The organism is Cytobacillus spartinae, from assembly GCF_042865285.1.
Taxonomy (GTDB): domain Bacteria; phylum Bacillota; class Bacilli; order Bacillales; family Cytobacillaceae; genus Robertmurraya_A; species Robertmurraya_A spartinae.
Map to the genome: position 1 here is coordinate 54,463 of NZ_JBIACK010000010.1, position 13,200 is coordinate 67,662.

Below are 13,200 nucleotides of genomic sequence, written 5' to 3' on the forward strand. Positions count from 1 at the left end.
CAAAGGAACGAGGGTAGTTCGACAACATGACCATAATTGCATGATTAGGCAAGTAAAACCATTCCAATCGAGTAGATTACATGTTTTTATTAAGGAAATCCTTTACGTACTCAGTATAAGGTTCTTTATTATAGGACTGATACAAACCACATGCTGAACGAACAGGGTCACCAAAGAAAAAGCGTTCATATAAGGTTTGCCTAGACCCAAATGCGCTCATACAAAGATCCCAACCGAGTCTAAATAACTTGACCCGGTCGAAAGCTTTAGCATTTGCAGCTTGTAGATATGTGTTCAAATCCTTATTTAACTCTTCAGAGAAAAAATCTTTTTCCGTAGGGAGTGCAATTAACCCACTCGCCCCAATAAGTTGTAGGATTTCCATAAATCTTGGATACAATTGAGGATAGAGACTTGTAGCAACTTTAAGCTGATTTTCGTCAGGAATGATTGTATTCCATTTGTTGAGCTTGGCATGGAGCTCAGAGGTGAGGAGTAAGGCTTTTAGTGATTCTACACCGGTGATGATTTCACTTATTTTCTCTTGGACATGATGGTATTCACTTACGTTAATCGTTTCTGTTAATAATTGTGCGATTCCAAGAACAAATTCCGTTTTAATGACCCTTCTACATAATACTTGATGCGTTGTAAGGGGGAAAAAGCTACTGTCACTATAAATTTCATGGGCAATTTCGGGATGATCATAAAAAAATACTCTTTCCCATGGAACAAGCACATGGTCAAAGACAACGATCGTATCCATCTCTTCAAATCTAGAACTAAGTGGATGATCAAAGGTAGAATCGTTATAAACAAAGGACTCTCTACAAATAAATTTTAAGCCTTTTGAGTTACTAGGAATGGAAAATCCATATGCTAAATCTCTATTATAGGCGGCTGCGGGCGATGGCAATACAAGAATTTCATCTGTTATTCCGCCTTGAGTAGCGAGTAATCTCGCCCCCTGAATGATAAGACCATCCTCAGTCTTTTTAATCGGCTGAGCAGCAATGATTTCATCTTCATTTTCAAAATGTGTTCTTGAACGGTTTACTTGGGGATTCACAAACGTATGGGTTAAAGTAATATCCTTTTCTCTTGCCTCCTCATAAAAACTAGTTAGGTTTTTAGTGAAAGTTTCATCCTGCTTTGAAAGAATCTTTGCTGAAGAGGCAATTGCCATTAATACGGTATTCATATAATCGGGGGATCGACCAAGCGTCCCTCCACTTAATTTAGCCCACTGCTGAATCATGAATCTGCGTTTTTCTAAATCCTCTTTTGTTTTTGGTTCCATATAGGATAATCCAACAAGGTTATTGGTTAATGGAGATTTATACGTCATCGTATTAATCATAGAATCTTTTAACTGAAAATCGTATAAACGGCTTTGACTTTTTAAAACACCTGAAAAAGCATTATGTTCAGATAGTTTCCCTTCTACTTTCTTTCCATCTAACCAAATATTAGAATTTAGACGGTCAACTCTTTCAAGATACTCCCTTCCCGAAATGGCAGGCATTTTATTCACTCCTCTTTTACCTAGTTTTTATATAATTACTCAAGAAAAGAGGACATCGCTTGTGTGTTTAGCTTGTTTAAAAGGACAAATTTAAAGTGACGAATAGAATTAGCATATATTCTATTCCCTATACATCTCATACCCCATTAGATGAGCAATATTTTTCGGTATATCTGTATTATTAATAACTCCGTTAAAGATAGAAGCTCCTTTCCCGTAAGCAAAAACAGGTACCATATTTGCTGAATGCCCGCCTGTGTTACCTAGTGTACGATTTTCAAGGTTTATTGCCCCTCCGTGGTAATAATTTGATATCGTACTGCCAATATGCCACTCGGTTTGGAATGCACTATATACTTTTCCCCTAGCCCGAATAATATCTTGGTTAAAAGAGTGGATTTGTTGATCAGTTAATTCAATATGAGCGAAATTCTTAAATGCCTGTCGCACACTCTTAGTGGTGTATTCTTCAGAGTGATTTTTCTTTTTTAATTGAGAAGCGATAAAGGTTGTGGATACTCCAATTTTTTTCAATGCTTCCACATTTAACTTTTCTGTCAAAGTAATCCCCATCGTTTCATGATCAGCTACGACTACCACTAATGTCTCTTGGTCTCTGTTCGCCCAGTTAACCACATACTTTACAGTATCATCAAATTCAATCGTTTCTTTCCAAATGCTTGTTAAGTCTGTCGCATGAGAAGCATGATCAATTCGTGCGCCCTCTACCATTAGGAAGAATCCCTTATCTTCTTTAGAAAGGACCTCAATAGCTTTCTTCGTCATCTCTATTAAATTAGGTTCTTCACTCTCCAAGTCATCTCGATCCAATTTAAAGCTCATGTACGAGGGATGGAACAATCCGAGAAGCTTGTCTCCTTCATACTTTTTTAATTCACTTCGATTACGAACATATGTATACCCTTTTTCTTGATACTTCTTGATTAAGTCTACTCCACCTTGCTGTTCTGGTTGGAAAAAATGAGACCCTCCTCCCAAAATAACGTCAACTTCATTTTTTAATTGTTGACGGGCAATTTCGGGTTGACCATCCCAACGGTTTTTCACACTTGATGTAAAAGCTGCTGGTGTGGCATCCACTACCATATGCGTGGATATAACACCTACTTTTTTCCCATGCTGTTTAAATAAATCTAGAATACTGTCAACTTCTGTTCCATCTGGGGAAACACCTAGCATTCCATTATTTGTTTTTATACCCGTTGCTAAGGCGGTACCACCTGCTGCAGAATCCGTAACAGAATTATTATTTGAGAAGGTTCTTGCTAGAGCAACTTGGGGGAGTGATTCTAGAAATAATTTACCTTCTTTGCCATGTTCAAAAAGACTTGCTACTTCGAGTTGTCCAACTCCCATACCATCACCAACCATCAATATTACATTTTTAGGTGGTGTAACAGTGTTTGATTGAGGACTAAAGGCACTCCCGATGGAACATATAGGAAGTGAAAGTACAAAAACTAGTAACATCATAAAAATCTTCTTCATATCAACACTCCAGAATTAATGTTAAAACCTACACTTTTTTAGTATTCCTTTTCGTTGTTGAACATATAAATATTTATTATTTCAATAGGAATTGAAATCAAAGTCATAATGTATGGTCAAGCAGGCATACATTTAAATTAAGGCAGTTTCCGTTTGAATGATTAGCGTGAACTAAAGTTAAAAACTATGAAATTTTTGATAAAGGTCGTAATCATCGTCTAGCAATCTAATAAGGAGGACAAGCACAATGAATGAAGTAAAGAAAATGCTACCTAAAAATATTGCAAAAGAATTGGACCAAATCCCTCCTATTCAGCTTTACGAGATGGAAGAAATACGTATTCGAATTAATAGACCTTTAGAAGTTACGGTTAAAGGGATTCCACGTTTCTTAGATTATATGGTGACTGCAGAAGATGCTTTGCATTTGTTGAATAAGGTAAGTCATTTTTCTATTTATACGATGGAGGAAGAACTAAAGCGAGGGTATGTAACGATTTCAGGGGGGCATAGAGTTGGACTAGCTGGCAAAGTGATTCTTGAAAACGGCATGGTAAAAGCAATCCGGGACATTTCCTCCTTCAATATTAGGATTGCCAAGGAACAGATAGGGATATCAGAGGGGCTCATTCCTCTTTTATATGATAAGGGCTGGCAGCATACAATGATTATCGGGCCACCTCAGACTGGAAAAACAACTTTGCTAAGAGATTTGGCTCGGATTGCTTCGGGTGGAAATCCTGACAAAGTTCCACCTGTTAAGGTGGGTATTGTAGATGAAAGATCAGAAATCGCAGGAAGTGTTAATGGAATTCCTCAGTTAACGTTTGGTCCTCGTGTAGATGTTCTAGATGCATGTCCAAAGGCAGAAGGAATGATGATGATGATCCGATCTATGAGTCCAGATGTGCTAGTAGTGGATGAAATAGGTAGAAAAGAAGATTGTGAGGCTATATTGGAAGCAGTTCATGCCGGAATTAAGCTATTTATGACTACCCATGGTAATTCTCTTGAAGAAGTAAAAAATAGACCATCTCTAAAGCCCATTTTAGACATGGGGATATTTGATAGATTTATTGAACTAGGACGGTCTGAAGGACCTGGAACGATAACCTCTATAAAAAATAAAAGTGGTAATGGGATACTCCCAAAAGTGAGAGTGACGTAAATGATGAAAATAATTGGGGCAATATTCATTATTGTTGCAACTACTTGGACGGGCTTTGAGGCTTCTAGACACCTAAATGAAAGGCCTCGTCAGCTACGACAACTAAAGTCAGCACTTCAATCCTTAGAAGCAGAAATTATGTACGGTCATACTCCATTACACGAGGCATCAAGACGTTTAGCGGAACAGCTTTCAAAGCCGTTATCATGGTTTTTTGAATCTTTTTCAAAAAAGCTTACGAACTCAGAGACAACCGTTAAAGATGCCTGGGAAGAAAGTTTAGTTGAGATGTGGAAATTCACAGCTTTTAAACAGGGTGAATTTGAAATTATGAAACAGTTTGGAGAAACACTTGGCAGACATGATCGACTCTCGCAGCAAAAGCAAATTCGGTTAACCTTGACTCACTTGGAGCGTGAGGAAGCTGACGCGTATGAGAAACAAGCAAAATACGAAAAAATGGTTAAAAGTCTAGGATTCTTATCGGGACTATTATTAATCATTTTACTTATATAGTGGGATCTGGATAAGAAAATAAAGGTTGCTACCAGTAATTTAAAGGTAGGTAACTCGGGAGCTTGAGGCTATAACTAGACAAGTCTTTAGGAGGAAATTTCATGGGTTTAGAGGTTGATATTATATTTAAGATTGCTGGGGTAGGAATTGTCGTTGCATTTTTGCATACCATTCTAGATCAAGTTGGGAAGAAGGAATATGCCCAATGGGTAACATTATTTGGATTCATATATATCCTGTTTATGGTAGCTTCCATTGTAGATAACTTGTTCCAAAAAATTAAATCCGTATTTCTTTTTCAAGGGTAAAGGGAGGGTTCGGCCATTGAGATCATTCAAATAGTTGGCGTAGCACTAGTCGCAACTTTCTTAGCGCTAATTGTAAAGGAACAAAAACCAAATTTTGCTTTTTTGCTCATCGTGTTTGTTGGCTGTTCAATTTTCTTATTCTTAGTGGATCAGATTTACGCGATCATTCATATGCTTGAGAAGATCGCAGTGAATGCCAAGGTGAATATTGTTTATGTTGAAACCATTTTAAAAATTATCGGCATCGCATACATAGCGGAATTTGCAGCTCAAATCACAAAGGATGCCGGACAAGGAGCGATTGCTTCAAAAATTGAACTAGCAGGTAAAATTCTTATTTTGGCGATGGCCATCCCCATTTTAACCGTATTAATCGAGACAATCATTCAGTTGATACCTAATTAATCGAAGCAACCACCCTTTTTAGAGAAGGTGAAAAAATGAAGCAATGGATCCAGTTTATTCTAACTATTATAGTAGTCGTCTTCCTATTTTCGTTGAGCCATCAAAGTGTACAAGCTACGTCTACAACAAATGCCGAGGAGGATCAAACCAAGTTAGATCCACAACAGTTAGTAGATGCCCAGATAGAATCTTTAAATATTGATGAGTTAAAAACATTTTGGGAGAGCATTGTCAGCCAGTATGGTGGCTTTCTACCAGAAAGTCAAAAGGGGAGCCTCTACGATTTTATTAAGGGAGAAAAGAAGTTTTCCTTAAAAGAATGGTTCTCAGGCTTTTTTAAATTTATGTTTCATGAATTTCTTGTAAATGGGAAGTTACTTGGGATGTTAATTATGCTCACGATCTTCTCCATGTTCCTACAAACACTTCAAAATTCTTTTGAGAAAAGTACAGTCAGTAAAGTAGCATACTCGATCGTGTTCATGGTATTAATGATTATTGCTTTGAATAGCTTTCACATAGCTATCCAATACACGAATGAAGCAATAGGAACAATGGTTTCTTTCATACTTGCCCTCATTCCTCTTTTACTAGCTTTAATTGCATCATCGGGAGGGTTAGTGTCAGCCGCTTTCTTCCATCCAGTCATTCTATTTTTAATGAATATTAGTGGAATGTTTATCCAGTATGTTGTTCTACCTCTTTTATTTTTAGCTACATTGCTCCACATTGTCAGTACCTTGAGTGAGAACTATAAAGTCACTCAACTAGGCAATCTATTACGAAATTGGAGTATTGGACTTCTGGGACTCTTCTTAACTATTTTTTTAGGAGTTATTTCAGTTCAGGGTGCTTCAGCTGCTGTGACAGATGGAATCACGATTAGAACTGCTAAATTTATAACAGGTAACTTTGTTCCGGTCATTGGAAGAATGTTTACAGATGCGACAGATACCGTCATAAGCGCCTCATTGCTTTTAAAGAATACGGTCGGAATTGCTGGTGTAGCCATATTACTTCTTATTGTAGCCTTTCCTGCAATCAAAATTCTAATGATTGCGTTTATATATAAATTTGCAGCCGCTATATTACAACCATTGGGCGGAGGACCTATCATTACTTGTCTCGACATTATAAGTAAGAGTGTAATCTATGTATTTGCTGCTTTAGCTATAGTATCGTTGATGTTCTTTTTGAGTTTAACGGTCATTATAGCAGCTGGGAACTTAACGATGATGATTCGTTAGAAGGGAGGAAGCGATATGGATTTCTTAAAAGAATGGATTACAAATATTATCCTTTTTATACTATTGGCTACAGTCATTGATATGCTTCTTCCGAATTCTAGCTTGCAAAAGTACACGAAAATGGTTACTGGTCTTTTATTGATAGCGATAATTCTTTCTCCAATCTTAAAAATATTCTCAACAGATCTTGAAACAGCATTAGCGACGGTCCCTTCATTTAAGGATTCTGAAGAAAAAAATATGGAAAATTTAATAGAATTGCAGAAAAAAGAAATACAAGCCTCCAATCGTGCATATATTTTAGAACAAATGGCTGTCCAACTAAAAACGGACGCGGAGGAGGAGTTGATGGACCAGTACGGATTAGAGATTGCGAGCATAGATCTTTTCGTTGATGAAAACAGTGAAGGAGCTGTGCCAGAGGATATACAAGCCATCACTGTTCAATTAAAAGAGCCTAAAAAAGAAGCTGAAGCTGTAGAAGTGGTCAAAAAAGTCGAGATCAATACTCAAACACCTCTTCCATCAAAGGAGCATTCATTTCAAATAGAGAAAATTTCTTCTCTTCTTGCTGAAAAATGGGATGTTGATGAGAAAACAATTGAAATCATGATAGAAGGGGGGAACACGTAGCAATGGACCAAGAAAAAGGCCCGTTTAAGTGGCTAAAGAATCTGTTCTCAAATAATGAGCAAACAGATAAAAAATCAGGAAAATATCAATATTTACTACTCGTCCTTTTATTTGGAGCAGCAATTATGTTAGTAAGCAATATGTTTTTCCAAGAAGAGGGATCAAATGCAACTCTTCCTACATTCAACAGTGCTTCGGAAGAAAAAGGAGAAGTTGAAACCTTCGGACAAAAAAAGACCGAAGAGAATGACATTATTGCTAGTTATGAACACCATTTTGAGACCGAATTAGAAGAGGCTCTTGAAGGGATCACTGGTGTAGATGATGTAATGGTAGTAGTCAACGTCGACTCCACTGAAAGAAAAGTATTAGAAAAGAATACGGTTACAAACTCACAAAAAACGGATGAGACGGATCGTGAAGGTGGCAAAAGAATCGTCGAGGATCAGTCGAAGGATGAACAGCTCGTCATCATTCGCAACGGAGAAAGTGAAGGTCCTATTATTCTAGAGACTAAAAAACCTGAAATAAGAGGTGTTCTCGTTGTTGCGAAAGGAGCTGACAATATCCAAGTGAAAAAATGGATTATTGAATCAGTGACTAGATTGCTCGATGTTCCAAGTCACCGCGTTTCCGTAATGCCTAAAAAATAAAGGGGGATTTATAAATGTTATTAAAAAAACAAACGGTATGGTTATTAACAATGTTAAGTCTAGTAGTAGTATTATCGGTATACTACATTACTTCTCCACAGCAAGGGTCTGATATGGCTGGAGTTCAAGAAGAGTCTCAGGAAAATGAAGTAACAACTGAAGGTCAAGAAACTACTGGAGAAGAAATGACTACTGAAGGAGAAGAAGGCGAGTCTGTAATCTCTAGCATTGCAAGTGACGAAGTGTTTGAAACGTTACGTTTAAAGTTAGATGAAGATAGAAGCAAGATGAAAGAAGAATTAACAGAAATCATGGCATCTACAGACCTACCGACTGAAAAGCGTAGCGAAGCATATGATAAAATTCAAGAACTAGATGAAATTGCTCAAAAGGAAAGTGTATTAGAAACGTTAATCGTTGCAATGGGTTATGAAGATGCACTAGTTCGTGCTGATGGTGATAAAGTAAGAATTACTGTTAAAGCTGAAAAGCACTCTCCAACAGCAGCAAACGAAATTCTTCAGCTTGTTAAAAACGAAATTGGACAGCTTCATGCTGTAGTGGAATTCCAACCTAAAAAGTAAATGATAGATTAATTGAAAGGGACTTCCTAAATTGGAAGTCCCTTTCATCTGTAGACAAACTCAAATCACATCTAGTTTGCCTACAGTTTTTTTATTATATTAAATTCATCTCCTTAATACCCTTGATTTCCGCTACGGGCGAACACTTTCCGCGGGCGGGGCCGAGCCGCTTCCCTCGCTACACTCAGTCCAGGGTCTCGACTTTCCCGCTTTTCCCGCTGGAGTCGTCGCCCTTCGCTCCAATCAACTAAGTAACCTGTAATAATTTTTTGAGGTAACGTACCATGATAAGGAAAAACAATCCAATGAACGCGAACAGTTAGAAATGCTGACGAATGATCAAGTAGTTCCTGAGAATTATTTAGAACGTAAGTTGGAGCCAGTCATTGATTTCTCTTTCATCTATCCCATGGTTGAACCCTATGTTCGGGTATCGGCCGTCCAAGTATGATCCCGTCGTAACGGTCTTTGCGACAAACCATAGCAACTTTCCATGCCCAAGTTGCTAGTTTCTTCAAGTTCATGGCAGCAAACGTAAGCATTGCCTGGCATGGACAATTTTTTTAAAGAGGACAAAACTTAGGTTGATTGTAGCGAAGGGCGCTTGACTCCTAGGGGAGTAGCGTTACAGCCGAGGCCCCGCAGGAGCATTTGCGACGAGGAGGCTTGGCGAACGCCCCCCGGAAAGCAAGCGCCTGTAGCGGAAATCAGCCGTTTTATCTACAAAACAATTAAAAAAGACCAAAGGAATCAAGTTCACGATCCCTTTGGTCATCTCCTATTTTTGCTGTAACTTCACCAAATTCTCAACCGATTGATGTGCATTTGTTACAGAATGGAACAGGTCTTCGTGTTGTGTGGTTTGAACACCAACAGTCGAAGAGAGTTCTTGAAGAGAAGCGCTTGCTTGCTCAATCACTGAACTGAAATCATTAATAGCTTCTTGAATAAAATTGGATGAGTTAAGGATTTCTTGTGTTAGAGAATCATACTGAGTTATATCTTCTTTTAACCTGTAGAAAGTCTCTTGGATCTTTAGAAATGCTTGTTCGGTATCTACAGCAAGCTGTAAATTATCCGTAATTTTTTGACCAGTCCTTGTTACATTTTCTTTCGTTAAATCTGTATCGGTGATGACATTATTTAAATTATCCGTAATTTGAGTAGCTGTTTTCCTAGTTATATCTGCTAGTTTTCTAACTTCTTCTGCGACAACCGCAAATCCTTTCCCACTCTCACCTGCGCGAGCTGCTTCAATAGATGCATTTAGAGCAAGTAGATTTGTTTGTTCTGCGATCTCTTGAATGGATTTAGCGAATTGAGAGGTTTCTTTAACTAAACTAGATAAAGAAGTAATATGGGAATGAACTTGTTGCATATCTTCATAGGAAACAGATAAATCATTTTTAAGTTTAAAAACTAGCTTCTCCCCACTATCAGTCACTTTTTCTGCATTGACAGCATCAGTGTGAAGCTTGTTGACTAGTATACTTGTATCATTCACTACTTTGTTTGAGTTCTCCAATGATTGGGATATTTCAATAATTGAATCTGACTGGGTTTGAATACCGGAAGCAATTTCTGAGATAGAAGTGTTCATTTCTTGAGTAACTTGAAAGTTTTCATGACTTTTATTTTTCACATGATCAATTAAATGGGAAAGGTTATATGTACTTTCTTCAACGGTTTGTCGAATTTCTCGGTCTCTGATTAGTAATTGTTCTGTTTCTTCTTGAGCAGAAACAATATTCTCAGATAATTTTTTTGCAATTGAAAGTTGAAATGAGAGTAAAATAGTCACAAGAAGATATAATAGGTATATTGTTACATAATTCTTTGATTCCAAAGGCAATGTTTCATGGTGAAGCCAAGTAAAAAGGGTGATTACTAAAAAGCCTAATGATGAGGCAAGCCAAAGAACCTTCCTATCCATATAAATGGCGCCTGTAGCTAAAACAAAAAATAATAAATAATAAGCGGTAGGAGACACGCTACTTTCCATAATAATAAACAGGACCGATGTAACAATGATAATGGCAAGATAGGGAATGAAGGTTGTAAACTTTCTAAAATAATGAAGTCCTCCGACTATGGCTACTCCGATTAACCCTCCAATTATAATGGAAAGAATCACGGCAAGTTCCTTCTTCATAGCAATATCAACTACTGCAGCCAATAAAACGCTTACAAATGTGGCTTTAACTACTAGAGAGTTCTTTCTAGTTAAATCTTCCTTTTTAATTTCCTCGATTGTTTTCATGGATCTCCCTCTCTCTAAACATTAAGTACAGAGTCTAGTTATAATCAAAAAACTCAATTCGTGTGTCTTTAGGATGATGTCAATCGTTGTATTGAAGATTTTTTAATCCTTAATCAAAAACTCTAGATATTATTTCGATATTGTAAAAGAAAACTCCTCTGTAAAAGTTCACAAATTTTTCAAAAAATAAATAAATGATAATGGACGTTTGGCGGAGAAAGTGATTACAAAACTTTAATTTTTTTACAGAAAAAATGGCATCACATTTTGTTGATAAGCGTAGTTTTTCACATTTAATGTTGGGTACAGAGTTCTTTAAATGTGTTGAACTTTCATAAGGTATTATCGTATAGTATTAGTATCTAGTGCTAAAAAAGCATTCAGGTTCTTAAATCTAGAGAATTAGAAGTTGACTCTCTCTAGAACATTTAGTTCTTAATTTTAAATTCAATTAAGCCATGTATAATTAATGAAAATAACAAGGGGTGCCTAACATGTTAAAAGTACAAGAGATTCGAGAATTAATTAAACTCGTTGATCAATCAAGTCTAGATGAGTTTACTTACGAATTTGAAGGTTCAAAAATCAAAATGAAAAAAAATATTACAGGAACTGTGTCAGTGACCCAACCAGTTAAACAAGTTGCGGTTCCAGAGGCAGCACCAGCACCACAAATAGTTGAGACAGCTGCTGTTAGGCAAGAGGTTAAAGCTGAGGAGCCTAAAGTAGAAGCGACAAAAGATGCAGCTACTGACACTAGTAACTTACATAAAATCACATCTCCAATGGTAGGAACTTTTTATGCTGCTCCATCTCCAGAAGCGGGTCCATATGTAAAACCGGGTTCAAAGGTTTCCAATGATTCCATTGTTTGTATCGTTGAAGCAATGAAATTATTTAACGAAATTGAAGCCGAAGTGAACGGAGAAATTGTAGAAGTCTTAGTTAAAGATGGGCAGCTAGTAGAATACGGACAACCACTATTTTTAGTTAAGCCTGAATAAGGAGTGATTTCAGGATGATAAAGAAATTATTAATTGCAAACAGAGGAGAAATTGCTGTACGAATTATTCGAGCATGTCGTGAACTTGGAATTGAATCTGTAGCGGTTTACTCTGAAGCAGATAAAGAATCACTTCACGTACAATTAGCAGATGAAGCGTATTGCATAGGTCCTACACTTTCAAAAGATAGCTATTTAAACTTTACCAATATTATTAGCGTTGCAAAATTAACGGACTGCGATGCAATCCATCCTGGTTATGGATTCCTAGCTGAAAACGCAGACTTCGCTGAGCTTTGTCGTGAGTGCAATATTACTTTTGTTGGTCCAAGTCCTGAAGCCATTTCAAAAATGGGAACAAAGGATATTGCTCGTGAAACGATGAAAGAAGCTGGCGTTCCAATTGTCCCAGGTTCACAAGGGATTATTAAAGATACGGATGAGGCTATTGAGCTTGCAAAGAAAATCGAATATCCGGTTATTATTAAGGCTACTGCTGGTGGCGGTGGTAAAGGGATCCGTGTTGCAAGGTCAGAGCAGGAGTTAATCAAGGGTATTAATATTACCCAACAGGAAGCGCTTACAGCCTTTGGTAATCCTGGGGTATATATTGAAAAGTATATTGAAGATTTCCGCCATGTAGAGATTCAAGTGCTTGCAGACAACTATGGAAACGTGGTTCACTTAGGAGAAAGGGATTGCTCCATTCAAAGAAGACTTCAAAAGCTTCTAGAAGAGACCCCATCCCCAGCTCTAGATGGAGAAACACGAAACGAAATGGGAGCAGCTGCAGTAAAAGCTGCAAAAGCAGTTGATTATACAGGCGCTGGCACGGTAGAATTTATATATGACTACCGCAATCGAAAGTTTTATTTCATGGAAATGAACACACGTATACAAGTAGAACACCCTGTTACTGAAATGGTAACTGGTGTGGACTTGATTAAGGAGCAAATAAAAGTTGCTTCTGGGGAAAAATTAAAGTTTAACCAAGAAGAAGTAACTTTTAACGGATGGGCAATTGAATGCCGGATCAACGCTGAAAATCCTGAAAAGAAATTTATGCCTTCAGCAGGGAAAATTCAAATGTACTTACCACCAGGTGGCTTAGGAGTGAGAATTGATTCAGCTGCTTATCCAGGTTATACGATTCCACCATATTATGATTCCATGATTGCGAAGGTCATCACATACGGAAGCACAAGGGAAGAAGCAATCTCCCGTATGAAGCGAGCTCTTAGTGAGTTCATCATTGAAGGTATTCATACGACAATTCCGTTCCATTTAAAACTTCTTAGTCATGAAAAGTTTGTAGAAGGGGAATTTAATACTAAATTCCTAGAAATGTATGATGTGATGAAGACTGAAGAATAATTACAGGAGGTGCCA

At 37.4% G+C, this 13,200-nt stretch carries 13 protein-coding genes; 10 read left to right on the forward strand and 3 right to left on the reverse strand.

Annotated elements, in window-relative coordinates; translation table 11 throughout:
• Nucleotides 1-76: 76 nt before the first annotated feature.
• Nucleotides 77-1,525, reverse strand: a complete 1,449-nt coding sequence (gene hpaB, locus ACFYKX_RS18105; RefSeq protein WP_389362480.1) for a 4-hydroxyphenylacetate 3-monooxygenase, oxygenase component — start codon at nucleotides 1,523-1,525, stop codon at nucleotides 77-79.
• Nucleotides 1,526-1,645: 120 nt separating this feature from the next.
• Complete coding sequence (locus ACFYKX_RS18110; protein WP_389362481.1) at nucleotides 1,646-3,034, reverse strand: alkaline phosphatase; 1,389 nt, start codon at nucleotides 3,032-3,034, stop codon at nucleotides 1,646-1,648.
• A gap of 247 nt (nucleotides 3,035-3,281) precedes the next feature.
• On the opposite strand from ACFYKX_RS18110, the gene spoIIIAA reads away from it, so the two are divergent.
• From spoIIIAA to ACFYKX_RS18150, 8 genes are all read left to right on the forward strand, one after another.
• The gene (gene spoIIIAA, locus ACFYKX_RS18115; RefSeq protein WP_389362482.1) at nucleotides 3,282-4,202 is read left to right on the forward strand and encodes a stage III sporulation protein AA; all 921 of its coding nucleotides are present in this window, start codon (nucleotides 3,282-3,284) and stop codon (nucleotides 4,200-4,202) included.
• Nucleotides 4,203-4,718 (forward strand): stage III sporulation protein SpoIIIAB, encoded by a 516-nt coding sequence (spoIIIAB, locus tag ACFYKX_RS18120; protein WP_389362483.1) that lies wholly within the window; start codon nucleotides 4,203-4,205, stop codon nucleotides 4,716-4,718.
• Between the two features lie 101 nt (nucleotides 4,719-4,819).
• Nucleotides 4,820-5,026 (forward strand): stage III sporulation protein AC, encoded by a 207-nt coding sequence (spoIIIAC, locus tag ACFYKX_RS18125; protein WP_009332905.1) that lies wholly within the window; start codon nucleotides 4,820-4,822, stop codon nucleotides 5,024-5,026.
• Between the two features lie 15 nt (nucleotides 5,027-5,041).
• The gene (gene spoIIIAD, locus ACFYKX_RS18130) at nucleotides 5,042-5,431 is read left to right on the forward strand and encodes a stage III sporulation protein AD (RefSeq protein ID WP_389362633.1); all 390 of its coding nucleotides are present in this window, start codon (nucleotides 5,042-5,044) and stop codon (nucleotides 5,429-5,431) included.
• 35 nt (nucleotides 5,432-5,466) lie between these two features.
• A complete protein-coding gene (spoIIIAE, locus tag ACFYKX_RS18135) occupies nucleotides 5,467-6,678 on the forward strand; it encodes a stage III sporulation protein AE (RefSeq protein ID WP_389362484.1) in 1,212 nt (403 codons plus the stop codon).
• Nucleotides 6,679-6,693: 15 nt separating this feature from the next.
• Nucleotides 6,694-7,311 carry a stage III sporulation protein AF gene (gene spoIIIAF / locus ACFYKX_RS18140; protein ID WP_389362485.1) on the forward strand — a complete coding sequence of 206 codons (618 nt, stop codon included), beginning with the start codon at nucleotides 6,694-6,696 and terminating at the stop codon, nucleotides 7,309-7,311.
• 2 nt (nucleotides 7,312-7,313) lie between these two features.
• Nucleotides 7,314-7,964 (forward strand): stage III sporulation protein AG, encoded by a 651-nt coding sequence (gene spoIIIAG / locus ACFYKX_RS18145; RefSeq protein ID WP_389362486.1) that lies wholly within the window; start codon nucleotides 7,314-7,316, stop codon nucleotides 7,962-7,964.
• Between the two features lie 14 nt (nucleotides 7,965-7,978).
• Entirely contained in the window at nucleotides 7,979-8,548 is a 570-nt protein-coding gene (locus tag ACFYKX_RS18150; protein ID WP_389362487.1) for a SpoIIIAH-like family protein, read from the forward strand.
• A gap of 778 nt (nucleotides 8,549-9,326) precedes the next feature.
• Here the strand turns inward: ACFYKX_RS18150 and ACFYKX_RS18155 are convergent.
• Nucleotides 9,327-10,808: a methyl-accepting chemotaxis protein gene (locus tag ACFYKX_RS18155; protein ID WP_389362488.1), complete on the reverse strand. Its 1,482-nt coding sequence runs from the start codon at nucleotides 10,806-10,808 to the stop codon at nucleotides 9,327-9,329.
• A 494-nt stretch (nucleotides 10,809-11,302) separates the two neighbouring features.
• Between ACFYKX_RS18155 and accB the strand changes: the two genes are divergently transcribed.
• Both accB and accC read left to right on the forward strand, forming a co-directional pair.
• Nucleotides 11,303-11,812, forward strand: a complete 510-nt coding sequence (gene accB / locus ACFYKX_RS18160) for an acetyl-CoA carboxylase biotin carboxyl carrier protein (protein WP_389362489.1) — start codon at nucleotides 11,303-11,305, stop codon at nucleotides 11,810-11,812.
• 14 nt (nucleotides 11,813-11,826) lie between these two features.
• Entirely contained in the window at nucleotides 11,827-13,185 is a 1,359-nt protein-coding gene (gene accC, locus ACFYKX_RS18165) for an acetyl-CoA carboxylase biotin carboxylase subunit (RefSeq protein ID WP_389362490.1), read from the forward strand.
• The last annotated feature ends 15 nt before the right edge of the window (nucleotides 13,186-13,200 follow it).

Excerpts from the sequence above, each read along its gene's own strand:
- accB (WP_389362489.1), top strand. The coding sequence starts at position 11,303 with ATGTTAAAAGTACAAGAGATTCGAGAATTAATTAAACTCGTTGATCAA.
- spoIIIAG (WP_389362486.1), top strand. The coding sequence starts at position 7,314 with ATGGACCAAGAAAAAGGCCCGTTTAAGTGGCTAAAGAATCTGTTCTCA.
- spoIIIAB (WP_389362483.1), top strand. The coding sequence starts at position 4,203 with ATGATGAAAATAATTGGGGCAATATTCATTATTGTTGCAACTACTTGG.
- hpaB (WP_389362480.1), bottom strand. The coding sequence starts at position 1,525 with ATGCCTGCCATTTCGGGAAGGGAGTATCTTGAAAGAGTTGACCGTCTA.
- spoIIIAC (WP_009332905.1), top strand. The coding sequence starts at position 4,820 with ATGGGTTTAGAGGTTGATATTATATTTAAGATTGCTGGGGTAGGAATT.
- spoIIIAE (WP_389362484.1), top strand. The coding sequence starts at position 5,467 with ATGAAGCAATGGATCCAGTTTATTCTAACTATTATAGTAGTCGTCTTC.
- spoIIIAA (WP_389362482.1), top strand. The coding sequence starts at position 3,282 with ATGAATGAAGTAAAGAAAATGCTACCTAAAAATATTGCAAAAGAATTG.
- ACFYKX_RS18150 (WP_389362487.1), top strand. The coding sequence starts at position 7,979 with ATGTTATTAAAAAAACAAACGGTATGGTTATTAACAATGTTAAGTCTA.
- accC (WP_389362490.1), top strand. The coding sequence starts at position 11,827 with ATGATAAAGAAATTATTAATTGCAAACAGAGGAGAAATTGCTGTACGA.
- spoIIIAF (WP_389362485.1), top strand. The coding sequence starts at position 6,694 with ATGGATTTCTTAAAAGAATGGATTACAAATATTATCCTTTTTATACTA.
- ACFYKX_RS18155 (WP_389362488.1), bottom strand. The coding sequence starts at position 10,808 with ATGAAAACAATCGAGGAAATTAAAAAGGAAGATTTAACTAGAAAGAAC.
- ACFYKX_RS18110 (WP_389362481.1), bottom strand. The coding sequence starts at position 3,034 with ATGAAGAAGATTTTTATGATGTTACTAGTTTTTGTACTTTCACTTCCT.